Source organism: Bradyrhizobium sp. (assembly GCF_035273305.1).
Classification (GTDB): Bacteria; Pseudomonadota; Alphaproteobacteria; order Rhizobiales; family Xanthobacteraceae; genus Bradyrhizobium.
The window spans coordinates 16,826-40,768 of record NZ_DATEPI010000312.1 but is presented as its reverse complement, the minus strand read 5'-3'; the positions used below and the strand labels follow the sequence as shown (position 1 = coordinate 40,768).

Sequence of the window (23,943 nt, the reverse complement as noted above, 5' to 3'; positions counted from 1 at the left end):
GCTGCATGAACGCCTCACGGAGCGTTTCGTTGACCGTCGGACCAGTGTATTGATGCGCCGCCTGCGGGAAAACACGATGTTGAATACGGAAATCGGCAAGACCGGCGAAGTGATCGTAGAAGGCCATGTGATCGGCCGACTCGACGGCTTCACCTTTGCGCCCGACGCGGCGGAGGCCGGCTCGGACGCGAAGGCGTTGCAGGCAACCGCGCAAAAGGCACTGGCCGGCGAGATCGACGCGCGCGCCGACAAATTATCCGCAGCTCCCGACGATCAGTTCGTGCTGACCTCGGACGGGACCATCCGCTGGACCGGCGATGCGGTGGCGAAGCTGACGGCGGCCGAAGACGCGCTGCATCCGCGCATCCGCATTATTTCCGACGAGCGGCTGAGCGGTGCGGCGCGCGAGGCGGTGCAGACGCGGCTCGATCTGTGGCTGAAGACGCATATCGAAAAGCTGCTGGGTCCGCTGTTCGAACTGGGCAAAGCCGAGGACATCACCGGGATCGCGCGCGGTATCGCGTTTCAACTAATCGAGGCGCTCGGCGTGCTGGAGCGCTCGAAAATCGCGGCCGAGATGAAGGATCTGGATCAGCCGTCGCGCGCGAGCCTGCGCAAATATGGCGTGCGGTTCGGCGCCTATCACATCTATTTTCCGGCGCTGCTCAAGCCGGCGGCGCGCGCGCTGGCTTCGCTGCTGTGGGCGTTGAAGCATGACAATGTCGATATGTCGGCGTTGTCAGGCGCGCAGCATCTGGCCGGCTCGGGTCGCACTTCGTTTCCGGTCGACAGGCAACTCGATCGCGACGCCTATCGCGTGCTCGGCTATCGGCAATGCGGCGAGCGCGCGGTGCGGGTCGACATCCTGGAGCGGCTCGCCGATCTGATCCGTCCGGCGCTGGCATGGCGCGAGTCCTCGCCCGGCGAGAAGCCGGCCGGCGCGTTCGACGGACGCGGTTTTGTGGTGACCCAGGCGATGACCTCGCTGACCGGTTCGGCTGGTGAAGATTTCGCCTCGATCCTGCGCGCGCTGGGCTATCGCATGGAGCGGCGGCCTGCGCCCCCGCCGAAACCGGCGGTGGTCGAGCCTGTGGCGGCGGAAACGGATCTCACGGCTCAGGTCGAGACGCCCGAGCCACAAACGCCCGAGGCACAGGCGGACAACGCCGTGACGGATCCCGCGCCAGAGACGCTGTCGGAAGCGGCGGCGGTTGAGGCTTCGGCGGCCACCGTCAATGTCGCTGCCGGCAATGACGAGCCGTTTGCCCCGGATGCCCAACACGGCGGTGAAGAGGCAGCCGCGCCTTCGGCAACGCGGCTTCCCGAACTCGCATTTTCGGAACCGGAGCGCTCCCTGGCCGAAGCCAATCCCGAACCAGCGGTTTCGACTGAAGGGGCGCCGCCCGAACTGACCCCCGAGCAGAGTGCCAGCCAGTCCGCAGCGGCTGCGGCCGAATCCAGCGATGCGCCGTCGAGTGGCGTTGATTCCGCCACGCCGGACGTTGTTGCCGCGCCGGAGATGGTCGAAGTCTGGCGACCGGCGGGCCGATCGGAGGAGCGCCGCCCGCGTCACGATCGAAGCCGCCGCAGTCATCATCGTGCGCCAGAGCCATCTGCAACTGCGGTCGCGGCGGGCGCGGCCACTGAAGCCGACAAGAGCGAGCGGCATGGGCGCGGGCGGCGTCATCGCCACAACGAGTTCCGTAAAGACCGCAACGCGCCGGCAGAGGGCGCGACGACCGCTCCCGATGGGGCGTCAGCTCGCGAGGGCGCGACTCATTCGCCGCGCGAACGCTTTCAAGGGAAGGGCCGGGAAAACGATAAGGGCAGGGACAAGGACCGGGCGAAATTCGGCGGCCGTGACCAGGGCAGCCGTGAGAAGGGTGGCCGCGATCGAGGCGCGCGCGAAAAGGGTGGTCGCGACAAGCGCCCCGATAGCGGGCCGTCGCACCGGCAATATGCCACCAGCGCCAGCCCGCGCGAGCGCGACCGGCCGATCGATCCGAATTCGCCCTTCGCGAAATTGGCGGCGCTGAAAGAACAACTCACCGCCGAGCGCAAGGACTGAGGGTTTTTACGAAAAGCCGGCGGCGGTTCGGCTGAAGGCTGCTTCAAGTGAACAACTAATCATTGCGGTGGTGTGGTTTGGAGCGCCAGCGTCTCGATAAATGGTTGTGGCACGCGCGAGTGGTGAAGGCCCGCACCAGTGCGGCCGCCCTGGTCGAAGCAGGTCGCGTCCGTATCAATGGCGTGCGCGAGAAGGCACCCGGTCATGCAGTCAAGGCCGGCGACGTGCTCACCATCGGGCTCGATCGCAGCGTGCGCGTGCTCAAAGTGCTGGGATTTGCGGAGCGGCGGGGGGATGCGTCCGCCGCGCGCGTTCTCTATGACGATTTGCAGGACGGCCAGGAATAACTATCTGCATCAGGACGACAGGACCAAGGACAAGCAGGCCTGGACCTTGGCTTCACTTGCGGCTGCGATGTTCCTGCGCTACGCAACCCACTCAAAATTGATCGTTTTTCGGAGCCTTGGATGACTTACGTCGTCACTGAAGCCTGCATCAAATGCAAATATACCGATTGCGTTGAAGTCTGCCCGGTGGACTGCTTCTACGAGGGCGAGAACATGCTGGTCATCCATCCGGACGAGTGCATCGATTGCGGCGTATGCGAGCCTGAATGCCCGGCCGATGCGATCAAGCCCGACACCGAGCCTGGCCTGGAGAAATGGCTGGAGGTAAATACCGAGTACGCCAAGAGTTGGCCGAACATCACCCAGAAAAAAGAATCTCCGGCCGACGCCAAGGAATACGAGGGCATGGAGGGCAAATTCGACAAGTACTTTTCGCCGAATCCCGGAACCGGCGACTGAGATTTTACTCGTTCCAATTTAACCGTAATCCGGAACTGATCGCCAAAACCAAGCCCCCGCGCCCGTTCGAGGGCGTAAATCGTTGATTTTTGCGGAAAATGTGCTATATTGGGCACACTACGAGCCGGACCCGTCAGCCCGCGTATGGCCCCAATGGGTTCTCCCGTGCAAACATCCAACAGGGGCGTGGCAGTTCCGCGCGCAGGCTGTGTCACAGAAAACGCGTAAAAAGAGTGCTTCCAAGGTGTCGAAGAAAGCCGCTGCGGTCAGCCGCGGTGCAACCAAACGCCGTGCCCGGACGTCTCTAAGGGATACCCGGACCGCCACCAAGGCCACGGCCGGAAAGTCCTCAAAAAACAAAAGAAGCGCAATGCCAAACAAGACTGCAAGAACTGCCGCGAAAGCGACAGGCTCGAAGCCTGCTGCCTCAAAGGCCTCCGGTTCGAAGGCCGCCCCAAAGACAGCTCCGAAGACACTCGCCAAATCTCCCGCTCACAAACCGGTGGCGCAGAAGCATGCTGCCGGCAAGCATGTCGCGCACAAGCCGACCGCCAAGGCTGTAGCAGCGGCGCCTCGCATCGAGGAGCCGAAGAAGGTGCTGACCCAGCGTCAGGGCTTCAAGACCAACGAATTCGTGGTCTATCCGGCTCACGGCGTGGGACAGATCCTCGCCATTGAGGATCAGGAGATCGCCGGCGCCAAGCTCGAGCTGTTCGTGATTAATTTCATCAAGGACAAGATGACGCTCCGGGTTCCGACCGCGAAGGTGGCCAATGTCGGCATGCGCAAGCTGTCCGAGCCGGTGCTGGTGAAGAAGGCGCTCGAAACCCTGAAGGGCCGCGCGCGCGTAAAGCGCACGATGTGGTCCCGTCGGGCCCAGGAATACGAAGCCAAGATCAATTCCGGAGACATTGTCGCGATCGCGGAAGTGGTGCGCGACCTCTATCGTTCGGAATCACAGCCCGAGCAGTCCTATAGCGAACGCCAGCTCTATGAAGCGGCGCTCGACCGGCTGTCGCGGGAAATCGCGGTGGTGCAGCACGTCACTGAAACCGAGGCGGTGAAGGAAATCGAAGGCCAGCTCGCCAAGAGCCCGCGCCGCGGCGCCAAGGCCGAAGTCGAAGCCGAGGCGGATGCCGACGGCGACGCCGACGCCGACGGCGATACGGCAGTAGCTGACGAAGCCGCGTAAGTAGCTTCCTGCTCGACAATCAAAAAGCCCGGTCCGCAACGGCCGGGCTTTTTTGGTGTCGGGGGCGCAATTCAACCGTGTTGCGGGAAACCGAAAGAGTTCTGCGTGCTCCAGAGCTATAAAGTAGACGTCTGGAGCTCTGTCGAAATGATCCGCTAATCCACCACGATCTTCACGAGGTCGCGGACCTTGACCTGGGCACGGGCGTCCAACCCGTTAAGAATGCGAAAGCGCTCCGTCGGGCGGTCGACCCCAGCCATGCGGTGGGACAGCGATTCCACGGTGTCGCCCGGTTGCACCGTGATGACCTTGATGCGCAGCGGCCGCGCGGCCTGGATTTCCTCAAGCGTCAGCCGGCGGAATGAATTGACGGTCTCCCGTGCGTTGCGTTCGCTCTCGGTGTTCTTCTGCCGTGCCGCGAAAATGAATCGATAGACGTCGCTGCCGAACCGCAGCGCGTAGACCTTGAACTGCCATTGGTCGCCATGCGCGCTGGCGGATGCGGCCGGGAATCCATTGATGGTCAGGTCCTCGGTCGAGGACTTGTCGACGTTGTCCATCCAGCCGGAATTGAGATAGTCACCGAGGGTCTGTTCGGCGGGCACCCGCACCACGTCGAAGCGCATCGCCTGGCTGCCGCCTTCGCGGACCCCGATCACCGCTTGCGCGGTATTGTCGAGCGTGAAATTTTCCGGCGCTGCGAAGGTGAAGCCAAGCTTGGGATGCAGGAACCGCCGCCCGCGCACGAAGCCTTCGCTCGGATCCTCACCATAAACGATGTTGTCCACGGCGGTCAGGTAGGTTTCGCGGTCGCGTTCGCCGCCCTCAGGCGAGACATATTGCCGGGCGGTATTCTGCGCGTTCTGAATCCGCTCCGGCGTCGCCGGATGCGACGACAGGAAGTCCTGCGCGCGCGGGTCGATCGAGGTCTTGCCCGCCTTGAGTTCCGCGTTGCGCTCCATCGAGGTAAGAAAGCGCGCCGCGCCATATGGATCGAAATGGGCGCGCGCCGAGATGCCCACGCCAATACCGTCGGCCTCGAACTCCTGCGCGCGCGAGAAGCTCGCCATGGTCAGCTTGGTTTTCGCCAAGGCCAGCGCGGTGAGATCGGGATCGTTGCTCATGTCGGTCACGACGCGGGTCACGACGGCCGCCTGGCGCGCCTGGTCTTCGCGGATGGAGGCGTGCTTCGCAAGCACATGGGCCATCTCATGCGATAGCACCGATGACAATTCGGAGGTGTCGCTCGCGAGCGCGATCAGTCCGCGAGTGACATAGAGCTGACCGGTCGGAAGGGCAAAGGCGTTCACGGCGCCGGAATTGAGGATCGTGACCTTGTAGGCCTGATCGGGGCGATCCGATGCGGCCACCAGCCGATCCACCGTCTTGGTGATGAGAGCTTCGAGCTTCGCATCCCCGTAGGTGCCGCCATAAGACGCGAGAATGCGCTCGTGCTCCCGCTCGGCGGCCGGGGTCTGCGCCACGGTGCGGGCGGGCTTGACCGGACTTACCGCGGGAGCGGCGGTCTGAAACCGATTCATATCCCCGCAGGCGGCAAGCGTGAGTGCCGCGCACAACACAACCGGCGCAGCCCAGAGGCTGCGGCCCATCCTGTCCTCGCGCCCTCCCGCAAAGTTCGCCACTTCAGCTACTCTTATTGCGCGCGCCCCACGCGCTACTTCCCGCCGATGACTTCCAGCTGTCCAACCCGCAACACTTCTATTCGCGGGCCGCCGCGCGCCTCAACCCAGCCACGGACACGAATACGACGATGTTCCAGCGATTTAATCAGAACTCCGCCAGCCTCAAACGCCGGCAGCGACCGCTTTGGAATAGTCACAGCGAAGTCCCGTGTCCAGTTTTGTCCGAAGTTCAGGTAAGTCGTTGCGCCCGCTTGGCGGACCGACAATACCTTACCCTCCACCACCGTAAATCGCCCGATCTCCGCCAAAATATCGCCCGGACTTTCCGCGTTTTTTATGGCCGCGGGGTCGGCCCAGGTCCCCTGCCGTGTCTGGCGGGCGGTTGCTTCAGCCGATGTCAGGACGGCCGCGCACTCTCTGTCGGTGACAGTAGCCGAAGCCAGCGCCTCGCCGCGCGAGAGCAGCAACGCCTGCACGGGACTATCGGAGGTGGCGAGAAACACGAAAGCGGTTTGACGACCGTACCGGTCGGGCGCGTCGTCTTCGGCGCGCAAAGTCACGTCCCGCCCCGCCACAACGGCCGATAGCGCCGCCGCTCCCTTTGTCTTGTCGAGTGAAGCCGGCTCGATGCCGGCGAGCCGTACCTCGCGACCATCCTCCAGCCGAAACGTGCGCGCGTCGATAATGGCGGCGACACGGCCTTCTCCCAGCGATTCGAAGGCGCAGCCTATCGCTCCTGCGGGAGAGGCTGCGGCAGCGAGAGATAGAATTAGGCTCCAGGCCGTCAGTTCAGCAAATAACCGAGGATGGCCCGGGGTTGTTGATATCGGTTTCATGGCCGCTCGAGGTCTAGCCTGTTTTCCTGCGGAGCGGGCGATTGTTGTTGGGAAATGGGCTGTGTTGGCAACAAGCATTTTCCGCAAACCGGAATGCCAATCTCGCAAACGCTTCTCGCCGTGATAACTCGCGCATGTTCCGGGTTGGCGTGCCCCACGTAGCAGCACATGCCTCTGCCTCGCGGGTTGCCGGTCGCAAGCGCATGCGGCATGATCAGCCGCGAAATAAATAAAAGGCCCCGCAAATCAGATGCGGCGTGCCAAAGGGAGGCTTTGATGAAACGAGTTCTTTCGGGCGTCTTCGCGCTGGTGTTGGCGTTGGCCGCCAGCGATGCATCGGCGCAAGGCAAGCCTCCGCTGAAGCTCGGCGGCATTCTCGACATGTCCAGCCTTTATGCCGACATCACTGGTGCCGGGAGCGAGGAAGCGGCGAAAATGGCGGCGGAGGATTTCGGCGGCGAGGTGCTGGGCCGCAAGATCGAGATCGTCGCCGCGGATCATCTCAACAAGGCCGATCTTGCCGCCAACATCGCGCGCGACATGTTCGATAATCAGGGCGTCGAGATGCTCTATGACGTGGCCGCCTCCGCTACCGCGCTCGCGGCCGGCGAGATCGCCAAGGCGCGCAACAAGATCGTGATATTCAACGGGCCGGGTTCGATCCGGCTGTCCAACGAAGCCTGCGGCCCATACACCGTGCACTATGTGTTCGACACGTTCGCGCAGGCCAACGTTACCGGTTTGGCCGCGGTCAAGCAGGGTCTCGACACCTGGTTCTTTCTCACGGCCGATTACGCGTTCGGGCAAGATCTGGAAAAAGATACCACCAATGTTGTGCTGAAGAGCGGCGGCAAGGTGGTTGGCAGCGTCCGTCATCCGCTCAACACCTCTGACTTCTCGTCATTCCTGCTACAGGCGCAAGCTTCGAAAGCCAAGGTGATCGGACTTGCCAATGCCGGCGGCGATACGGTCAACGCCATCAAGCAAGCTGCCGAATTCGGCATCATGAAGGGCGGACAGAAGGTGTCGCCGCTACTGGCCTTCGTTACCGATATCGACAGCATCGGCCTCGAGACCGCGCAGGGTCTGTTGCTGGCCGAGGCTTTCTATTGGGACCTAAATGACGACACCCGCGCCTTCTCCAAGCGCTTCATGGAGCGAGTCAAGCGGGTACCGACCTCGGCGCAGGCCGGCGTCTATTCATCCGTGACTCATTATCTGAAGGCGGTGAAGGCCGCCGGCACGACCGATTCAGCCGCCGTGATGAAAGTGATGAAGGAAACGCCGATCAACGACTTCTTCGCCAAGAACGGCAAGATTCGTGAAGACGGCCGCATGGTCCACGACATGTATCTGTTCGACGTCAAGAAGCCCTCGGAGTCGAAAGGACGTTGGGACGATTACCAGCTGCTGGCGACCATCCCCGGCAGCGAGGCTTTCCAGTCGCTGGAGTTATCGCGTTGTCCGCTGGTGAAGAAGTGAAGCGTTCTTGCGGACCGTGCTTCTCGCAATCACACTGAAAAATGTCGAAAGTGAAACCAGATGAACGACATCGTCCTGCAAGCGCTCGACTCCGGATTGCTCACGATTACCATGAACCGTCCCGACCGGCGCAACGCGCTTGATGCGGAAATGACGCGGGGCTTGGTCGATGCAGCGCGACGGGCCGCTGAAGATCACGAAGTCCGCGCCGTTCTGCTCAAGGGCGCGGGCGGCACGTTCTGCGTCGGCGGCGACGTGAAATCGATGGCGGAGGGTCGCGCGCCATTGCCGTTCGAGGCCAAGATGGCGAATCTGCGTCGTGGAATGGAAGTCTCCCGCATCCTGCATGAGATGCCGAAGCCTGTAGTCGCGCAGGTCGATGGCGCGGCTGCCGGAGCCGGCCTCTCGATCGCATTGGCATGCGACCTTCGGGTCGCATCTACGTCGGCCAAAATCACTACTGCCTTCGCCAAGGTCGGCTTGTCCGGTGATTACGGCGGCACGTATTTTCTGACCCATTTGCTCGGCAGCGCAAAGGCGCGCGAGCTTTATCTGATGTCGCCGGTGCTGACCGCCCAGGAAGCCTTGGCGCTCGGGATCGTTACGCGCGTCGTTCCCGATGCGGAGGTGGAGGCCAGCGCGCGCGATCTCGCGATGTCACTGGCGCAGGGCCCGTCGGTGACGCTGGGCTACATCAAACGCAATATCAACAATGCCGAGCATTTGTCGCTGGAAGCGTGTTTCGACGCCGAAGCGATCCATCACTCGCGGTCGGGCGAGACCGCCGACCACAAGGAAGCGGCCAAAGCCTTTGTCGAAAAGCGCAAACCTGTATTCGCCGGGCACTAGCTTCTTCTGACGCGTTTTCTTCACGCAAACCGGCGTCTACTTCGCTCAATACTTTTAATTACCGGGGTGACCGAGATGGCGAGCTACATCCGGCTGCGGCAAATCTGTTTGGTGGCGCCGCATCTGGAGCCCGTGATCAGCCACATCGCTGAGATCATGGGGCTGAACGTCTGTTACCGCGACGGTAACGTGGCCAAATATGGTCTGGAGAACGCATTGCTGCCGGTTGACACCATCCTGTTGGAGGTGGTCGCGCCGATTCAGCAGGGTACCGCGGCCGGCCGCTTTCTCGACAAGACCGGAGGTCGCGGTGGCTACATGGCGATTTTTTGCTGCGATGATCCCGACGAGCGCGGCCGGCACGCCAGGGAGATGGGCGTACGCATCGCCAACGTCATCGATCACGCGCCCTATCATGGCGTGCAGTTGCATCCGCGCGATTGTCGGGCGGCCTTTATCGAGTTCAACCACACCGCGGGTAGCGACGACATTCTCGGGCCCTATCCTCCGGCCGGCCCGGAGTGGCAGAAATCCATCCGCAAAGACGTGACGCAAGTTTTGACTGCCGTTGAAATGGAAAGTCCGGGGCCGCGGCAATTGGCCGAGCACTGGGGCAAGATCATCGGCATTCCCGTCGGCGAAAGTAAAGGCCGCGAGCCTGAACTCAGGCTTCCCAATTGCGTATTCCGCTTTGTGCCGGGCGAGAGCGATTCGATGAGTGCGCTGACGTTCCGGATTGGCGATGTCGCTAAGGTGCGCGAGGCCGCCAAATCCAGAGGCTATGCGGTGTCAGGTAATTCGTTTGTGCTCGGCGGCGTGACATTCCATCTGTCGTGAATCCACCATTGCGAGCGCAATTCGACGGGGCACGGCAAGAGCGGATTGCCTCATCGCTCCGCTCCGCAAAGACGCAGTGCGCAATGCCCCACAACGGCGCTGTTGGGTGGCTGGCCAAACGCCGGCTGGCGAGGTAGGTAGCGGACTGCTTGCGCTCCGAATAGCGGGACACCGCGAAGATTACCGTCCTTTGAAATTCGCGACCCGGCGCTCCGCGGTTGCCTTGACACCCTCCTTGAAATCCTCGGTCGCGCGCAGCCGGCTTTGTTCCGCCAATTCATGGTTGGTGGCGGCGAGTACGCGGTCGGCGAGGCCCGCGCGCATGGTGGCGCGGGTCGAGAGCAGACCGAGCGGCGAGCATTCGGCGATCTCCTGGGCCAGCTTCATCGCCTCGGCTCGCACTCGATCCTGCGGCACACAGACGTTAGCGAGCCCCATTCGCGTCGCGTCTTCGCCGGTCACCCGGCGACTGGTGTAGAAAATCAATTCGGCATTGTTCTTGCCGACCAGCTCCGGAAGCGTCGCGGTCAACCCAAATCCCGGATGAAAGCCGAGCTTGGTGAAATTGGCGGCAAATCGCGCTTCCGGGCAGGTGACGCGGAAATCCGCCGATACGGCAAGGCCCAAACCGCCACCAATGGCGGCACCGTGAACTGCCGCGACGATCGGCTTCTTGTTGCGAAAAATGCGCACGGCCTGGACGTAGAGGTGGTTGATCTGCCCGAGGCTATCAGCCGGATCGCCCTTGGCGGCGCGCGCTTCCTGTTCCTGCCGCGCCGGATCATTGAAATTGGCGCCCGCGCAGAACGCCTTGCCCTGCGCCGCGAGCACCGACGAGCGAATCTCGACGTCGCGATCGAATTCCTCCAGCGCATCGGCGATCTGATTGATCAGCGAGATGTCGAAAAAATTCAGCGGCGGCCGCTGGATTTCGATGATGCCGACATGTCCGATTTTTTCGACACCAAGGTCCGTAAACTTGCTCATGGTAATCCTCGATTGAGACGAATTGCGAAATCCCGCCGCCGCTGCCGCGGAGGAAGCCTGGCTAGCGCAGGCCGAGCCCGCGCGCGATGATGCCTCGCAGCACCTCCGTGGTACCGCCCTGAATGGTGAGCTTCGGCGCGGTTTTGATCGCGAATGATAACTGCTTTTCCAGGGTTTCGTGATTGGAAGCGTCGGGATCGACGAACGCGGCGAGGTCACGGACCCGATGCGGCAGTTGCTGTTCCCACACCGTGCCGATGTCCTTGACGATCGAGGCTTCGACCACCGGCTCCTTGCCTGCCTGCAGCATGCCGGCGACCGACACCGACATCCGGCGCATGGTGTGAAGCTGCGCGACCAGCCTGCCGATACCTTCGGCGCTGCGGGTGTCCGGCTTCGATCCGACCGCGCGAACCAGTTCGGTCAGCACATAATAGGTTTCGAGAAACCGCTCCGGGCCGCTGCGCTCATACGCTAGTTCGCTGGTCGCCTGTTTCCAGGCACCGTCAATCTCGCCGAGCACATGATCGTCGGGCATGAAAGCGTCAGTGAATACCACCTCATTGAATTCGAATTGGCCGGTGATCTGGCCGATCGGGTTGACCTTGATCCCCGGCGTTTTCATGTCGACCAGGAATTGCGTGAGACCGTGTCGGCGGTTTTCCTTGGTCGGCGGCGAGGTGCGGAAAATCGCGATCATGTAATCGGCGATGTGCGCCGATGAGGTCCAGATCTTGGTGCCGTTGATGAGCCAGCCGCCGTCGGTCTTGGTTGCCTTGGTCTTGGCCGCGAACAGGTCGGAGCCGGAATTAGGTTCGCTCATACCGATCGCAAAACAAACCTCGCCACGACAGATGCGCGGCAGGATATCCATCTTGATGTGCTCGGGCGCGTATTTCAAAAGCACCGGTCCGCTCTGCCGGTCGGCCACAAAGAACCGCCGGGTCGGCGCGTTGGCGACGCGCATTTCCTCGGTCACTACATAACGCTCGAGGAATGAACGCTCGTGGCCGCCATATTTCTTCGGCCAGGTCATGCCGAGCCAGCCGCGTTCACCGACGCGACGGCTGAATTCCCGCGCGTCGGCGTCCTCGCGATTGGGCTTGTGCGGATCGAAAGTGCCGGCGCCGATTTCTTCGGCGAGAAACGCGCGCACTTCCTTGCGCAGCTTTTCGCATTCCGGGGGAAGACGGATCGGATCGAAACGAAGGGCTGCGGTCATTTCAAAATCTCATCGAGGATCGGATGGGGACTAGAAACCTGATACGAAGTTTTCGACGGGCATGCTCAACGCGAGGCCACCAACGGCCATAGCTCGTCGGCCCCACGCGCGGCAACGAGCTTGCCCAGTTCCACGGCCCAGTAGCTCTCGGATCCGAAATCGTCACGCCACGCCAGCGCGCGCAAGGTATAGCGATGCAGGATGTGCTCGATGGTGAAGCCGATCGCGCCGTGCACTTGGTGGGCAATCGCAGAGCCCTTTTCGGCGGCTTCCGAGCAGCGGATTTTCGCCGACGCCGCCTCGAGGAACACCTCGTCATCGAATGTCTTGCAGTTGGCGATCGCATCGGCAGCCGAAGTCGCCGCCGCCAGTGCCGCGGCGGACTCGCCGGCGAGCCTTGCGAGATTGTGCTGCACGGCCTGGAATTTCGATATCTTTTTCTCGAATGCGACGCGCTCGTTGGAGTAGCGCACGCTGACTTCAAGCATGGATTCAAGGCTGCCCGCGATCTGCAGGCTTCGCGCAACCCCGCCCATCAGCATCAACTGCGTCTGGTTGAATGGCTTCGGCACTGGCGCGATCGCGACCGGCTGGATGTTGTTGAGCATGACCGTGTCGCTGGGATCGCTGGCGAGATTAAGTCCGGCCTCGATGCGACATCCAGCAGCGTCAACCAGCGCGATCGACAAGCCGCTCGAGCCATGCGCCAGCACCGCGATATGTCTGGCCTCCTTGGCAAAGGGAACATCGCGCGCGCGTCCGGATAATGTGCCGTCGGTGTTGAGCGTGATGCGGTCTTTGGGGCTTGCGGGCACCACAGTCATCGGCCCCTCGGGACATCCGATTTTTGCAAGCGCCAACAGCCATCCCGCCAGCATCGTCTCGGCCAGCGGTACGGCCACGGCGAAACGCCCGGCCCCGCTCAAGACACTGAAGCCTTCGGCCAGGCTGGCGCCGGAACCGCCGCAAGCTTCAGGCACCCATGACAGCGGCAAGCCGGCTTCGCTCAGCGCCTTCCATAGCGGCGCTTTCCAATTGCCCTTTTTGTCGGAGTTAATGGTTTGCGCGTCGGCGAGATCGGCGAATATTTTTTCCGCGGTCTCGGCGACGATGTTATCACTCTCCGCCACAGCGTTCCCCAGCTTTCGTTCTCGGCTGTTGGTGCGCAGTCCAATCGGACGGCTTCAGCCCAGGCCAACTGCGCACTTTTCTTGCACCTCATGATGAGGAAAAGCCACCGCCATGACAAGCGCTCTCCGCAAGGCGCTCTGCGCGGGCGGTATGCGGCGCTGGAAGCACTAATTCCGCGCAACGGAGTTTGGCGGTTTGCGCGCCTTTCCGCAGGCGATATGGTAGGTCGCCGGCAGCGGCATTGGCCGAAATCATATGAGGAATGCGGATGTCTGGGGATGGTTTGTGCGCGATCGTAACCGGCTCGGCCTCTGGACTGGGAGCGGCCACCGCCTCAATCCTTGCCAACGGCGGGGCACGGATCGTTGTCAATTATTCCTCCAGCAAAAAGGAAGCCGAACAGACCGCCGATGCTTGCCGCTCAGCGGGTGGCGAGGTCGTCGTGGTGCAGGGCGATGTATCGCGCGACGATGACTGTAAGAGAATCGTTGCGGCGGCGGCGCCCTGGGGGCGCCTCGATGCGCTAGTCAATAATGCCGGCACCACCAAGCACATGGCACACGGCAATCTGGATGGATTGTCGGCCGAGGATTTTCAACGGTTGTTCGGGGTGAATACCATCGGCCCATTTCAGATGGTGCGCGCGGCGCGGGCTCTGCTGGAAGCCGGCGCGAAAGCCTCGGGGCGCGCTTCCGCCGTGGTCAACGTGTCATCGATCGCCGGGATCAGCGGCATTGGCTCGTCGGTCGCCTATGCAGCGAGCAAGGGCGCGCTGAACACCATCACGCTGTCGCTGGCGCGCGCGCTGGCGCCGCTGATCCGGGTCAACACGGTTTGTCCCGGCTATATCGACACGCCCTGGTTCACCAAGGGACGCGGCGAGGAAGCGGCCAAGCAAGTGCGCGACAACGTGATCGCGAGAGTGCCGCTCAAGGTTGCCTCGTCAGCGCAGGATATCGCGGCGCTGGTGTGTTTTCTCGCCACGCCGCAGTCGAGCAACATGACCGGCGAAATCGTGCGGATGGACGCCGGACTGCATCTGATCACGTGAACGAACGATTCGCTGGTGCGCGGTCACCTTCGGCCGACGTCTGAAATGGTGCCGCTCGCCACCAGCCGGTTCCAGATGAACAGCACCACCAGCGCGCCGATGGTGGCGGTGATGAAGCCCGCGCCCTGATTGGGACCGTAATGGCCGATGGCCTGACCGACAAACGTCGCGAGAAATGCGCCAGCGATCCCGAGCACGGTGGTCAAAATAAATCCGCTCGGATTGTTAGGTCCCGGCGACAGCAACCGCGCAATGATTCCTGCGACAAAGCCGACGATGATCACCCAAAGAATGCCGCTCATGATTGCCGTCCTTTCGTGAAAAGAACACCGGTTAAAACTTTGCTGCTGGTGGCCTCAGATCCGGCCTGATAGTTCGTCTTCGCTCGGCAGACGGCCATCGGGAGTTAAGTGATTGATGACCTCCGGCAGATGCCGGCTCAGTCCGGCGAGCAATTCGTCACGCGACAGTCCGGTCTGTGCCGAAAGCGCATTGAGTTGATCGGCGCCCAAGGCACGGCCGAGATCGTCAGGTGAAATCTGCTTGTTGGGGCCGTTGCTGACCCATGAGTTAGCCGCGTCGCCTTGGCCATGCTGCTGGAATTGCCTGAGCAGGTCGCCAAGCCCGCCGCTGATGACGCTTCCCGCCGCGCCGCCTGCGAGCAGACCGCCGAGCCCGCCCTTAAGAACATCGCCCAGACCTCTGCCCATTCCGCCGCCTGTGGCGTTGCCCGGTGATGGCGCCGATCCGGCCGTGGCGCTCGCCTGGTTGCCGCTGAAATGCTTGATGGCCTTCCAGGCGAGCAGGCCGAGGATCGCCATCGTCATCGGCGACATGCCGCCGCTGCTCTGGGTGTCGGGATTGCTTGGACCACGCGGTCCCTGCTGCATTCCGTTGAGTACATCGAGTAAACCCATTGCTTGCTCCTGCCGAATGCTGCCCGGGCGAAAACATAAGGACCTGCCACGACCGTTACAAGGCGGCCCGATGGTCCCGCGCGGCGCTGCGCGCATTCAATGCGAAACTCTGCTATCGAAGCCTTCGCACAACCTGATCGGATCACGCGCAATGATTTTGGACAGACCGATCGCCATCGCAGGCGCCGGCAGCATCGGATGCTTTGTCGGCGGCATGTATGCGGCTGCCGGCCACCGCGTCACGCTGCTGGCGCGCCCGCGCGTGATCGAGGAGATCGAAGCCAATGGTTTGCGGCTGAGCAGCTTCGAGGGTCTTGAACGTAACATCGCATCCAGCCAGCTCACCATGTCGGAAGATGCCGCGGTTCTCGGCAATGCCGGCGCAGTGCTGGTAACGGTAAAGAGCACTGATACTGCGGCCATGGCCGAAGCGATTGCGCGGCATGCGCCGGCGGACGCCGTCATTGTCAGCCTGCAGAACGGCGTGGGCAATGTGCCGGTGCTGCGTCAGCATTTGCCCGGTCACCGCGTGCTGGCCGGAATGGTGCCGTTCAATGTTGTCGCGCCGGGCAAGGCGCGGTTTCGCCGCGCCAGTTCCGGCGACATCGTGATCGAACAAGACGACGCCGGCACGGCAGCCCAGCTCTCGGTTCCGGGTTTGCGAGTGCGCTCCACGACGCGTATCGCCGGTGTGCAATGGGGGAAGTTGCTGTTCAATCTTACCAACGCGGCCAATGCGCTTGCTGATCTGCCGCTGCGCCAGCAGCTTGCGCAACGCTCGTGGCGCAGGCTATTGGCCGACCAACTGGCGGAAGGGCTTCAAGCGATACGGGCGGAAGGCATCCGGCCGGTATCGCCGACCCCGCTGCCCTCGGGCTGGACGCCACATTTGCTGCGCCTGCCCGATCCGCTGTTCGCGGCGCTGCTCGGCAGCCTCATGAAGATCGAAGCCGACGCGCGCTCGTCGATGTCCGAAGATTTGCGGCGCGGCCGCCGCACGGAAATCGACTACCTGCAGGGCGCCATCATCGAAATTGCCGAACGGCGCGGGCTTCAGGTGCCGCTGGTCCGGCGCGTCGTTGCGTTGATCAAACAGGCGGAGGCTGCCGGCAAGGGCTCGCCCGGGCTGACGCCGGAGCAGGTCCGGCCCGACTGATGCTTTCGCGAATTGCCTTGAAAAGGCAATTTTTCACGGGCGAATGAGTGGGAGCGGCCATTCCCAAATGGCGGGCAGGGAGGATTTATGAAATCAACGAACGCAATTTCGGTGAGTGCCGCCGTCGCGGCGCTCGGCTGGGCGATGATGGTTGCGGCCAGCGCCGCGCCGCCGACGGTGACGCCATCGCCGGGCTATGACGCAAGGCTGCAGGAGCAACACGCCGCGCTGAACCATCGTGCACCGGCGTACCAAGCCTTCGTGAGCCGCAGGCCGGCCCGCCGTCATCATCATAGGCGGATGCATGATGGCCATTGAGATTCGGCGGGCGCGAGTGCCGATCAGGTTATTGCTGCTCACGCTCGGCTTCGGCCTGAGTTTTGCGACGGTGGCGAACGCAAGCGATTATGCGAGTGCTATCAGCGCCTACCGCCATGCGCATGGGTTGCCACGGGTGCGGTTGGATAGCCATCTCAACGCGCTGGCGCTGAGACAGGCCCAGGCCATGTCGCTCACGGGCTCCGTGAGCCACAGCGCGGCCGGCAGTTTTGAGTCTCGCCTGGGCAGGTTGCGCATGTCGAGGGCGGCGGAGAACATCGGCGCGGGCTATTTGAGTTTCAGCGAGATGCTGAGGCAGTGGGAAGACTCCGCCGGCCACCGCCAGAATTTATTGATGTCCGGCGCCCGCCGCGTCGGCGTGGCTTCGGTCACTAACTCCAAGTCGCCATACCGGAAGTTCTGGGCCATGGTGATTACCGACTGACCAGTTCCCACCAGAGGAGGCACGGCCAGCCATCCGACAAGGCAAACGCGCGGGTAGAAAGATTTCCGATTCCGCCGGCGGTTGCCGGACGCTGGCGATCAGGCGCCGGCTCTGATATCTAACGCGCCAGTACCCGTTGAGATCGGCGGGTTCTCCGGTCCCGTAGCTCAGCTGGATAGAGCGACGGTTTCCTAAACCGTAGGTCGCATGTTCGAGTCATGCCGGGATCGCCATTTAAATGAGCCACTATTTGCCTGAGCCAGTAGCCGTGGCTTGAACCCGAATTCAACACGTGCGTGGAGGATGTGCCGATGATTACCGCCATTGTCCGTTTCAAGCTGCCCGTATCGATCGACGCCGCCAAAGCCGCCGAACTGTTCCAGGGTTCAGCGCCGAAGTACCAAGGCTTGGCCGGGCTTGTTCGCAAATATTACCTGTTCGATGAGCAGAGCCGGACCGGCGGCGGCTGCTATCTGTGGGAGAGCCGCGAGGCCGCCGATCGTCTCTATACCAGCGAGTGGCGCAAGATGATCACCGATCGCTACGGCGCCGCCCCCGAGATCAGCTATTTCGAGACGCCGGTTGTGGTCGACAACACGCTCGGCAAGACGATTCTCGACGCCGCCGAGTAGAACACGCCAGATCTCTGAGACCCGATTGTTCGATCAGAAATCGGGCTGCGACGGCGGAGAAGATCGATGGTCGAATTGAAATCGGTATCCGCTCCGCGATCCCTCAGAGAAATCGCGAGCTATCACGCCCACATCTATTACGAGCCTGCGAGCACGCGACATATTGCGGAGCGATTGCGCTTGTGGATCGGCGAGCGCTTTCTGGTGCGACTGGGCAGCTGGCACGACACCAAGGTCGGCCCTCACGATCGCGCAATGTTTCAAGTCGCCTTCGGCAAGGATGTCTTCGCTTCGCTCGTGCCATGGCTGATGCTCAATCACGGCGACCTTAGTATTTTGATTCACCCGAACACGACAAACCCGCGCCGCGATCATCTCGCCGATCCTTTCTGGATCGGGCAGCCGCTCCCGGTCCATGCCGACATTCTCTCGGAGCAGGCCGAAGCAGAGGAGCCTTTGGAGCCAAATACCACGCCGCATTTGCCGGCCTAGAGCCATCGGTTCCATAACTTATTCTTCCGACGCGTTTTCCTCATGCGAACCGTCGTCCACTTCGCGCGAGAACGCTCTGGGAGGGCACGCCAGGGCAAGCCGTCGCTGACGGGAGCAAAAATGGCGCCGCCTGATCGGAGGCCCCTGATTGGACGCCCGGCGAAAGTCTTGGCAAGTTCTGGAAATTCGATAGTCTCTCAAAAGCTGACCGTCGGAGGAGTGGACGCCATGAATTCCACCTCAGCCCTCAAGAACCCCAGGCCGGATGCAAGAAGCCTGATCGAGAAGATCAAGGACGACATCAAAAAGCGCGCGGCGGCGAAGGCCAGACGCATGTTGCTGAAGACCCCCAAGAGATTGGCAAAGAGATAACGCTATCCAGCCAATTTCTCAGGCTCGCTCTCTTCCTTGAAAAGCGTCCTCAACAACCGCCATAGTTCCCTGTGCCCGGCGGTTTGGCCGCCTTGCTTAAGATAATCCGCGATGTCCATGGTCGCGGTTTGGTAGTCGATCGTGCCGCCGGCGTTCGTGTCCAGGTGCGCGATCTCGCGCTCGACGTATAAGCTCTTTCTGTCGGTATCGAACACCAGGGTACAGCGATCCGCGTTGGTGACCTCTGGACCTTTCAGGTGACGGTACAGTTCTCGTTTTAGCAGAGCCATTTTTCTGCTCCCAACGCTTCGACTCAAGTATAGCGATGCTGCTCGAGTTCAATTGGTTCCGATCGGTGCTACAAATAGTTGGCCTCTGGCCTGAGCCCATCGGAAACCTTTAAACAGAGAGATTGCGATGCCAGACAGTTCCGTGTTGTGGAGCCTCGACAAACGTGGGGTCGCCACCGTTACGTTGAACCGGCCCGAGGTCAACAATGCCTATGATAGTGGCCTGATTCATGGCGTGCTTTCGGCAATAGACGAACTGGGAAAGCAAAGTCTGCTGCGGGTGGTAGTACTGAAAGGCAATGGCAAGCACTTCCAGGCCGGAGCCGACCTGAAATGGATCAACGCGGTGCGACCGCAATCACGCGCCGAAAACGAAGCCGTGTCGCGGGCCACCTTCGAAGCCGTGCAACGGCTGAACGGCTTGCCGATTCCGACGGTGGCGCTGGTGCAAGGTGGTTGCTTCGGGGGCGGCACCGGCGTGATCTCGGCCTGCGACGTGGTGATCGCCGCCGACAACGCGATGTTCTCGATCACCGAAGTACGTTGGGGACTGACGGCGGCAATCATCATCCCGCAATTGTGTGACGCTATTGGTGTACGGCAGGTTCGACGCTATGCGCTCACTGGCGAGCGTTTCGGCGCACAGGAGGCGCGGCGCATCGGTCTCGTGCACGAGGTGGTGCCGTTGGGTGAGCTGGAATCCGCGGGCGCCAAATTCGTGGACCAGTTATTGGCCAACGGCCCTGAAGCCATGGCCGAAACCAAGGCGCTTGCGATGGAAAGCTCGTTCGGCGGAATGGGCGTGGAGCATGAAGCTTATACGCGGTTGGTCCGGATGCATGCGGCGAGGCGCCAGACCGCGGAGGCCTCGGAGGGGCTGGCCTCGTTCGCCGAAAAAAGGGCGGCCAATTGGGACACTGGCCGCGCCTAGCGGGTGGGCGGGCGTAGCTAAATGTCCAACGGCGGGGCATGATGGCCGGTGAACATCCGGGAATCCGAAATTGGTTCGAACTTTTGTCGAAGAGCCCGCGCGGCGAGTGCCGCTGTATGGCGAATATGAGGTCGTGGTTCTCGGCGGCGGACCGGCAGGCATTGCGGCCGCAGTGGCTGCGGCGCGCGCGGGCCGGCGCACGCTATTGATCGAGCGCTATGGTTTCCTCGGCGGCATGGGGACGGCTGCAGGCGTGACCAATTTCTGCGGGCTGCATGCTAATGTATATGGCGAGATGCATCGGGTGGTGCAGGGCGTTGCATCCGAGTTGCTTGATCGCATCGACCAACTCGGCGGGCTGAATGCGCCTCATCTGATTCTCGGAAAAATTCTTGCGCAGGCCTACGACACCGCTGCTTACAAGATCGCTGCCGACGATCTGCTCGCCGCCCACAACGTCGAACTCCTTTTGCACGCGCTCGCCGCCGGCGTCGTCATGCATAATGAAAAGCGCATCGACGCCCTGCTCATTGAAACCAAGGCCGGCCGACAGGCGGTTCGCGGTCTGACGTTCATTGACTGCTCCGGTGATGGCGATCTCGCGGCCTGGGCTGGCGCGCGTTACGAGATCGGCGATAACAACGGCAGCATGCTTTATCCCTCGATGATGTTTCGCCTCAACGGCATCGATCCGGAAAGGGCGGGCGAGGCGTGGCGGACCATTCCGGCACTGATGGAGCAGGCCGAAGCGGCGGGCACGCATCATTTTCCGCGCAAGGCGGCGATCGTGCGGCCGCAGCGCTCGGGTATAGAGTGGCGAGTGAACTTTACCCAGCTTGCACGCGCTGATGGCGCTGCCATCAACGGGCTGGAACCTGATGATTTGACGCGCGGCGAAATCGATGGCCGGCGTCAGGCCGTCAACGCCTTCAATTTCCTTCGCACCGTGGCAGGGTTCGAGAAATCGTACATTGTCGACCTGCCGCCGCAGCTCGGCATTCGCGAGACCCGCCGCGTCGTCGGCGGCTATATGCTGTCCGGCGAGGACGTGCTCGGTTGCGCGAGCTTTGAGGATTCGATCGGCGTCAACGGCTGGCCAATCGAATCCCATGTCGCCGGTGATGTTGTCTTCAAGTTCCCGCCGATTCCGGAATCTCGCGGGTTCAACGAATTGCCATATCGGATGTTGGTCCCTGAAGGTCTGGAGAATTTACTCGTTGCGGGGCGCTGCGCCTCGATGACTCATGACGGTCAATCGGCGGCGCGGGTTTCGGGTGCCTGTTTTGCGATGGGCGAAGCCGCCGGGACCGCCACGGCCCTGGCGCTGGGCGGCAATACAATCCCGCGCGACATCGCTGTAAACAAACTGCAACTCGAGTTGAGAAAACGGGGAGCTTTCCTGGGCCGGAATCAAGCGGTCCCCAAAGGGCTTTAGAGATGAAGGAAATAGTGATGCAGCGTTCTCGCTCGCGCTTGGCCGGGATGTTTTTGGCGAGCCTGCTGGCACTCGCGGGCGCGCTTGTCGCGCCAACGGCGGGTGTTTGCGAACAGGCCTTGAAGGCGAAAGTGGGCGTACTCAGGCTCTCCTCCTCGGCACCGGTATTCATCGCACAGGACAAAGGCTATTTCCGCGACGCCGGTCTCGACATCGAGCTGAAATTCTTTGATGCCGCGCAACCGATCGCAGTCGCGACGACGTCGGGTGATGTCGATTTCGGCATCACGGCATTCACCGCCGGGTTGTACAACCTCGCTGGCAAGGGCACGCTAAAGGTGATCGGCGGCATGAGCCGCGAGAAGGCGGGCTATCCGCTGATCGGTTATTTCGCCAGCAACAACGCTTATGCCGCCGGCTTAATGAGCCCCCGCGATCTCGCCGGCAAGAGGGTCGCGGTGACACAGACCGGCTCCAGCTTTCACTACTCGTTGGGACTGCTGGCGGACAAATACGGCTTCAAGCTCAGCGATGTTAAGATAGTCCCCTTGCAGTCGCTCTCGAACGCGGCCGCTGCGCTAAAGGGCGAGACCGTGGACGCCGCGCTGCTGCCGGTCTCGACCGCGCGCAAGCTGATGGATGATGGCGGGGCCAAACTATTGGGCTGGGTCGGTGACGAGACGCCGTGGCAGTTGGGCGCGGTGTTCGCCTCGACCAGAACGCTCGCCGAAAAGCCGCTGGTCACCAGGCTTCTTGCCGCGCTTGCCCGCGCCGATCGCGAATATCATGATGTCATCTTGGCTGCTGTCTCCGATGGCAAGGCGCCTCTCAATGAGAAGACCCGGCCGCTGTTGGAGATCATCGCGAAATATACCAATCTGCCCGTCGAGCAGGTGATCGGCAACTGCGCCTATATCGACCCCGACGGCAAGCTCGACGTCGGCAATGTCGCTAACCAGATCGCATGGCTCCAGCAACAGGGCTTTGTCGATAAAGGCGTCACGGCCGACGCGATCATTGCCAAAGAATATGTGAAGCCGGATTGAGATGGCGGATTTTCCGGTTCTCGCACCCATCCTTCGGGACGCATCGCTTCGCGCTCCTCGGGATGAGGACTCAAACCTCGTAATGAGGAGCGAAGTGCCAAGAACGCAAACCTCATGGTGAGGAGCGCGAGCGCGCCTCGAACCACCACGCCATGCTACCTGACCAGGCAAATTGGAACGGAACAACATGGACCTGATTGCCGATCGCATTAGCCACCGCTTCGGCGCGCTCGAAGTGCTCGACAACGTGTCATTCACCGTCGGCCCGGGCGAGGTTGTCGCCATCGTTGGTCCCTCCGGCTGCGGCAAGAGTACGTTGCTGTCGATCTTGGGCGGGCTGCTGCGGCCGAGCGCGGGCGCCGCTCAATTGCGTGGTGCGCAGCCGGCCGATAGCCGTAACCCTCTGACATTTGTTTTTCAGGATTTCGCGCTGCTGCCGTGGTGTACGGTTGGAGAGAACGTCGAGTTTCCGCTGCTGCATACAGGGCTGACGATCACTAACCGCTGCGCGATCGTCGATGACGTTTTGCGCCGGACCGGCCTGACGGATTTCCGAGCGATGTATCCCAAGCAGTTATCCGGCGGCATGCGCCAGCGCGTCGGCATTGCCCGCGCGCTCGCGGTCCGGCCTGCGATCCTTTTGATGGACGAACCGCTGTCGGCGCTGGATTCGCAAACCCGCGAACTACTGATGGAGGATTTTATCCGGCTGCTCGCCGACGGCTCAATGGGCGCGGTCTACGTAACGCATAATCTGGAGGAAGCGGTGCGGCTTGCCGATCGCATCCTCGTGCTGTCGAGGCGGCCGGGCCGCGTCCGCGAAGTCGTTGGTATCCCGATGACGCGAGGAGAACGTGGCGACATCGGCGCTCGTGAAAAACTGCTCGTGCTGCAAAGCGAACTGTGGTCGCTGATCCGGGAGCAGGCCATCGATGCCGAGCGCGAGGTTCAGCATGCTTGACCGCGCACCATCGGACCGTGAGGCGGCGCCAGCGGATCTCGGCTCTGGAACGCGGCCCGTCCGCTTTCGCGGCGCCGGTTTTATGCCGAAGGCCGGGCGCTATTCCGGCTGGATTGCGTTGTTGGCGGCAATTCTCATCTGGCAACTTGCCGGCAGTACCGGGCTGGTCAATCCGCTGTTCCTGCCGACGCCGTTTGCGATCTCGCGGGCGATCTGGCAACTCGCGACCAGCGGCGCGCTCTGGCACCACCTGTCCTATTCAATCCTGCGGATCGGAATGGGATGGATCCTCGGCACGATTGCCGGCATTATCGTCGGTTTCGCGATCGGGCTCTCGAGCCTCGCACGCGGAGTGGGGATCACCTTTATCTCGGCGCTGTTTCCCATTCCGAAAATCGCGTTGCTGCCGTTGCTGATACTTTGGCTCGGCATCGGTGAGGAGCCGAAGATCGCCACCATCGCGCTAGGCGTGTTCTTTTCCACGGCGGTTTCGGTGTATAGCGGCGTCGATGCCGTGCCGCGCAACCTGATCCGCATGGCCCAAAGTTTCAACGTGCCGTTTCAAGCCATTGTCCGTCGCGTGATCTGGCCGGGCGCGCTGCCCTCGATCCTCGCGGGCTTCCGCATCACCGCCTCGATTGCATTGCTGCTGGTGGTGAGCGCCGAGATGATCGGCGCCGAATTCGGGATCGGCGCCTTCGTGCTGCAGGCCGGCAATTTGATGCAGACCGATCAACTACTGGCCGGCGTGGTGATCCTGTCGCTGTTTGGCCTGGCCATTGGCAAGGCGATCAATTGGCTGGAAACGCGGCTGTTACACTGGCGCTGAAAGCTGCTCTCGCGC

The 23,943-nt window shown here is 62.0% G+C and carries 26 protein-coding genes, 1 tRNA gene and 1 pseudogene; 20 read left to right on the top strand and 8 right to left on the bottom strand.

Going from position 1 to position 23,943, the window contains the following annotated elements; genetic code table 11:
• The 4 genes and pseudogenes from VJV58_RS20715 to VJV58_RS20700 all read left to right on the top strand — a co-directional run.
• Positions 1–2,068: pseudogene (locus VJV58_RS20715) on the top strand (helicase); the annotation flags it as partial.
• A gap of 77 nt (positions 2,069–2,145) precedes the next feature.
• Positions 2,146–2,415 carry an RNA-binding S4 domain-containing protein gene (locus VJV58_RS20710; protein ID WP_324139231.1) on the top strand — a complete coding sequence of 90 codons (270 nt, stop codon included), beginning with the start codon at positions 2,146–2,148 and terminating at the stop codon, positions 2,413–2,415.
• A 120-nt stretch (positions 2,416–2,535) separates the two neighbouring features.
• Complete coding sequence (gene fdxA, locus VJV58_RS20705; protein WP_324139230.1) at positions 2,536–2,874, top strand: ferredoxin FdxA; 339 nt, start codon at positions 2,536–2,538, stop codon at positions 2,872–2,874.
• A 370-nt stretch (positions 2,875–3,244) separates the two neighbouring features.
• Positions 3,245–4,066 carry a CarD family transcriptional regulator gene (locus VJV58_RS20700; protein WP_324139229.1) on the top strand — a complete coding sequence of 274 codons (822 nt, stop codon included), beginning with the start codon at positions 3,245–3,247 and terminating at the stop codon, positions 4,064–4,066.
• Positions 4,067–4,221: 155 nt separating this feature from the next.
• Here VJV58_RS20700 and VJV58_RS20695 read toward each other — a convergent pair whose 3' ends face one another.
• A complete protein-coding gene (locus VJV58_RS20695; RefSeq protein ID WP_324139234.1) occupies positions 4,222–5,676 on the bottom strand; it encodes a M48 family metalloprotease in 1,455 nt (484 codons plus the stop codon).
• Between the two features lie 65 nt (positions 5,677–5,741).
• Positions 5,742–6,545: a thermonuclease family protein gene (locus VJV58_RS20690; RefSeq protein WP_324139228.1), complete on the bottom strand. Its 804-nt coding sequence runs from the start codon at positions 6,543–6,545 to the stop codon at positions 5,742–5,744.
• A gap of 276 nt (positions 6,546–6,821) precedes the next feature.
• On the opposite strand from VJV58_RS20690, the gene VJV58_RS20685 reads away from it, so the two are divergent.
• From VJV58_RS20685 to VJV58_RS20675, 3 genes are all read left to right on the top strand, one after another.
• Entirely contained in the window at positions 6,822–8,027 is a 1,206-nt protein-coding gene (locus tag VJV58_RS20685; RefSeq protein WP_324139227.1) for an ABC transporter substrate-binding protein, read from the top strand.
• A gap of 60 nt (positions 8,028–8,087) precedes the next feature.
• Positions 8,088–8,876 (top strand): enoyl-CoA hydratase, encoded by a 789-nt coding sequence (locus VJV58_RS20680; RefSeq protein WP_324139226.1) that lies wholly within the window; start codon positions 8,088–8,090, stop codon positions 8,874–8,876.
• Between the two features lie 75 nt (positions 8,877–8,951).
• Positions 8,952–9,713 carry a hypothetical protein gene (locus tag VJV58_RS20675; RefSeq protein ID WP_324139225.1) on the top strand — a complete coding sequence of 254 codons (762 nt, stop codon included), beginning with the start codon at positions 8,952–8,954 and terminating at the stop codon, positions 9,711–9,713.
• A gap of 180 nt (positions 9,714–9,893) precedes the next feature.
• Here the strand turns inward: VJV58_RS20675 and VJV58_RS20670 are convergent, their stop codons facing one another.
• The 3 genes from VJV58_RS20670 to VJV58_RS20660 form a co-directional block, all read right to left on the bottom strand.
• Positions 9,894–10,700: an enoyl-CoA hydratase/isomerase family protein gene (locus VJV58_RS20670; RefSeq protein ID WP_324139224.1), complete on the bottom strand. Its 807-nt coding sequence runs from the start codon at positions 10,698–10,700 to the stop codon at positions 9,894–9,896.
• Positions 10,701–10,761: 61 nt separating this feature from the next.
• Entirely contained in the window at positions 10,762–11,922 is a 1,161-nt protein-coding gene (locus tag VJV58_RS20665; protein WP_324139223.1) for an acyl-CoA dehydrogenase family protein, read from the bottom strand.
• A 65-nt stretch (positions 11,923–11,987) separates the two neighbouring features.
• A complete protein-coding gene (locus tag VJV58_RS20660) occupies positions 11,988–13,052 on the bottom strand; it encodes an acyl-CoA dehydrogenase family protein (RefSeq protein WP_324139222.1) in 1,065 nt (354 codons plus the stop codon).
• Between the two features lie 269 nt (positions 13,053–13,321).
• Between VJV58_RS20660 and VJV58_RS20655 the strand changes: the two genes are divergently transcribed.
• Positions 13,322–14,104, top strand: coding sequence for an SDR family oxidoreductase (locus VJV58_RS20655; protein ID WP_324139221.1), 783 nt, complete (start codon positions 13,322–13,324; stop codon positions 14,102–14,104).
• Between the two features lie 23 nt (positions 14,105–14,127).
• On the opposite strand, the gene VJV58_RS20650 is transcribed toward VJV58_RS20655, so the two are convergent.
• Together VJV58_RS20650 and VJV58_RS20645 are read right to left on the bottom strand one after the other, a co-directional pair.
• Positions 14,128–14,406: a GlsB/YeaQ/YmgE family stress response membrane protein gene (locus VJV58_RS20650; protein ID WP_324139220.1), complete on the bottom strand. Its 279-nt coding sequence runs from the start codon at positions 14,404–14,406 to the stop codon at positions 14,128–14,130.
• A 54-nt stretch (positions 14,407–14,460) separates the two neighbouring features.
• Positions 14,461–15,021, bottom strand: coding sequence for a YidB family protein (locus VJV58_RS20645; protein WP_324139219.1), 561 nt, complete (start codon positions 15,019–15,021; stop codon positions 14,461–14,463).
• 151 nt (positions 15,022–15,172) lie between these two features.
• Here VJV58_RS20645 and VJV58_RS20640 point away from each other — a divergent pair, with 151 nt between their 5' ends.
• From VJV58_RS20640 to VJV58_RS20610, 7 genes are all read left to right on the top strand, one after another.
• Complete coding sequence (locus VJV58_RS20640; RefSeq protein WP_324139218.1) at positions 15,173–16,177, top strand: 2-dehydropantoate 2-reductase; 1,005 nt, start codon at positions 15,173–15,175, stop codon at positions 16,175–16,177.
• An 87-nt stretch (positions 16,178–16,264) separates the two neighbouring features.
• Positions 16,265–16,495, top strand: a complete 231-nt coding sequence (locus VJV58_RS20635; protein ID WP_324139217.1) for a hypothetical protein — start codon at positions 16,265–16,267, stop codon at positions 16,493–16,495.
• Positions 16,485–16,940, top strand: a complete 456-nt coding sequence (locus tag VJV58_RS20630) for a CAP domain-containing protein (protein WP_324139216.1) — start codon at positions 16,485–16,487, stop codon at positions 16,938–16,940. The genes VJV58_RS20635 and VJV58_RS20630 overlap by 11 nt, the downstream gene beginning before the upstream one ends.
• A 156-nt stretch (positions 16,941–17,096) precedes the next feature.
• Positions 17,097–17,173: transfer RNA gene (locus VJV58_RS20625), tRNA-Arg, on the top strand.
• A gap of 78 nt (positions 17,174–17,251) precedes the next feature.
• Complete coding sequence (locus VJV58_RS20620; RefSeq protein ID WP_324139215.1) at positions 17,252–17,572, top strand: monooxygenase; 321 nt, start codon at positions 17,252–17,254, stop codon at positions 17,570–17,572.
• Between the two features lie 66 nt (positions 17,573–17,638).
• Positions 17,639–18,064, top strand: coding sequence for a DOPA 4,5-dioxygenase family protein (locus VJV58_RS20615; protein WP_324139214.1), 426 nt, complete (start codon positions 17,639–17,641; stop codon positions 18,062–18,064).
• Positions 18,065–18,292: 228 nt separating this feature from the next.
• Entirely contained in the window at positions 18,293–18,436 is a 144-nt protein-coding gene (locus VJV58_RS20610) for a hypothetical protein (RefSeq protein WP_324139213.1), read from the top strand.
• A 2-nt stretch (positions 18,437–18,438) separates the two neighbouring features.
• Here the strand turns inward: VJV58_RS20610 and VJV58_RS20605 are convergent, their stop codons facing one another.
• Positions 18,439–18,726, bottom strand: a complete 288-nt coding sequence (locus VJV58_RS20605) for a hypothetical protein (RefSeq protein WP_324139212.1) — start codon at positions 18,724–18,726, stop codon at positions 18,439–18,441.
• A gap of 127 nt (positions 18,727–18,853) precedes the next feature.
• On the opposite strand from VJV58_RS20605, the gene VJV58_RS20600 reads away from it, so the two are divergent.
• The 5 genes from VJV58_RS20600 (at position 18,854) to VJV58_RS20580 (ending at position 23,928) form a co-directional block, all read left to right on the top strand.
• Positions 18,854–19,657, top strand: a complete 804-nt coding sequence (locus VJV58_RS20600) for an enoyl-CoA hydratase-related protein (RefSeq protein ID WP_324139211.1) — start codon at positions 18,854–18,856, stop codon at positions 19,655–19,657.
• A gap of 70 nt (positions 19,658–19,727) precedes the next feature.
• On the top strand, positions 19,728–21,092 hold the full coding sequence (locus VJV58_RS20595; RefSeq protein ID WP_324139210.1) for an FAD-dependent oxidoreductase: 1,365 nt from the start codon (positions 19,728–19,730) through the stop codon (positions 21,090–21,092).
• A gap of 17 nt (positions 21,093–21,109) precedes the next feature.
• Positions 21,110–22,138 carry an ABC transporter substrate-binding protein gene (locus VJV58_RS20590; RefSeq protein ID WP_414641537.1) on the top strand — a complete coding sequence of 343 codons (1,029 nt, stop codon included), beginning with the start codon at positions 21,110–21,112 and terminating at the stop codon, positions 22,136–22,138.
• Between the two features lie 187 nt (positions 22,139–22,325).
• Positions 22,326–23,099: an ABC transporter ATP-binding protein gene (locus VJV58_RS20585; protein ID WP_324139209.1), complete on the top strand. Its 774-nt coding sequence runs from the start codon at positions 22,326–22,328 to the stop codon at positions 23,097–23,099.
• A complete protein-coding gene (locus VJV58_RS20580) occupies positions 23,092–23,928 on the top strand; it encodes an ABC transporter permease (protein WP_324139208.1) in 837 nt (278 codons plus the stop codon). Before VJV58_RS20585 ends, VJV58_RS20580 begins: the two co-directional genes overlap by 8 nt.
• The last annotated feature ends 15 nt before the right edge of the window (positions 23,929–23,943 follow it).

What these genes read in the sequence shown, in the direction of transcription:
- fdxA (WP_324139230.1), top strand. Translation starts at nt 2,536, where the DNA reads ATGACTTACGTCGTCACTGAAGCCTGCATCAAATGCAAATATACCGAT.
- VJV58_RS20700 (WP_324139229.1), top strand. Translation starts at nt 3,245, where the DNA reads ATGCCAAACAAGACTGCAAGAACTGCCGCGAAAGCGACAGGCTCGAAG.
- VJV58_RS20695 (WP_324139234.1), bottom strand. Translation starts at nt 5,676, where the DNA reads ATGGGCCGCAGCCTCTGGGCTGCGCCGGTTGTGTTGTGCGCGGCACTC.
- VJV58_RS20690 (WP_324139228.1), bottom strand. Translation starts at nt 6,545, where the DNA reads ATGAAACCGATATCAACAACCCCGGGCCATCCTCGGTTATTTGCTGAA.
- VJV58_RS20685 (WP_324139227.1), top strand. Translation starts at nt 6,822, where the DNA reads ATGAAACGAGTTCTTTCGGGCGTCTTCGCGCTGGTGTTGGCGTTGGCC.
- VJV58_RS20680 (WP_324139226.1), top strand. Translation starts at nt 8,088, where the DNA reads ATGAACGACATCGTCCTGCAAGCGCTCGACTCCGGATTGCTCACGATT.
- VJV58_RS20675 (WP_324139225.1), top strand. Translation starts at nt 8,952, where the DNA reads ATGGCGAGCTACATCCGGCTGCGGCAAATCTGTTTGGTGGCGCCGCAT.
- VJV58_RS20670 (WP_324139224.1), bottom strand. Translation starts at nt 10,700, where the DNA reads ATGAGCAAGTTTACGGACCTTGGTGTCGAAAAAATCGGACATGTCGGC.
- VJV58_RS20665 (WP_324139223.1), bottom strand. Translation starts at nt 11,922, where the DNA reads ATGACCGCAGCCCTTCGTTTCGATCCGATCCGTCTTCCCCCGGAATGC.
- VJV58_RS20655 (WP_324139221.1), top strand. Translation starts at nt 13,322, where the DNA reads ATGTCTGGGGATGGTTTGTGCGCGATCGTAACCGGCTCGGCCTCTGGA.
- VJV58_RS20650 (WP_324139220.1), bottom strand. Translation starts at nt 14,406, where the DNA reads ATGAGCGGCATTCTTTGGGTGATCATCGTCGGCTTTGTCGCAGGAATC.
- VJV58_RS20645 (WP_324139219.1), bottom strand. Translation starts at nt 15,021, where the DNA reads ATGGGTTTACTCGATGTACTCAACGGAATGCAGCAGGGACCGCGTGGT.
- VJV58_RS20640 (WP_324139218.1), top strand. Translation starts at nt 15,173, where the DNA reads ATGATTTTGGACAGACCGATCGCCATCGCAGGCGCCGGCAGCATCGGA.
- VJV58_RS20635 (WP_324139217.1), top strand. Translation starts at nt 16,265, where the DNA reads ATGAAATCAACGAACGCAATTTCGGTGAGTGCCGCCGTCGCGGCGCTC.
- VJV58_RS20630 (WP_324139216.1), top strand. Translation starts at nt 16,485, where the DNA reads ATGGCCATTGAGATTCGGCGGGCGCGAGTGCCGATCAGGTTATTGCTG.
- VJV58_RS20620 (WP_324139215.1), top strand. Translation starts at nt 17,252, where the DNA reads ATGATTACCGCCATTGTCCGTTTCAAGCTGCCCGTATCGATCGACGCC.
- VJV58_RS20615 (WP_324139214.1), top strand. Translation starts at nt 17,639, where the DNA reads ATGGTCGAATTGAAATCGGTATCCGCTCCGCGATCCCTCAGAGAAATC.
- VJV58_RS20610 (WP_324139213.1), top strand. Translation starts at nt 18,293, where the DNA reads ATGAATTCCACCTCAGCCCTCAAGAACCCCAGGCCGGATGCAAGAAGC.
- VJV58_RS20605 (WP_324139212.1), bottom strand. Translation starts at nt 18,726, where the DNA reads ATGGCTCTGCTAAAACGAGAACTGTACCGTCACCTGAAAGGTCCAGAG.
- VJV58_RS20600 (WP_324139211.1), top strand. Translation starts at nt 18,854, where the DNA reads ATGCCAGACAGTTCCGTGTTGTGGAGCCTCGACAAACGTGGGGTCGCC.
- VJV58_RS20590 (WP_414641537.1), top strand. Translation starts at nt 21,110, where the DNA reads ATGCAGCGTTCTCGCTCGCGCTTGGCCGGGATGTTTTTGGCGAGCCTG.
- VJV58_RS20585 (WP_324139209.1), top strand. Translation starts at nt 22,326, where the DNA reads ATGGACCTGATTGCCGATCGCATTAGCCACCGCTTCGGCGCGCTCGAA.
- VJV58_RS20580 (WP_324139208.1), top strand. Translation starts at nt 23,092, where the DNA reads ATGCTTGACCGCGCACCATCGGACCGTGAGGCGGCGCCAGCGGATCTC.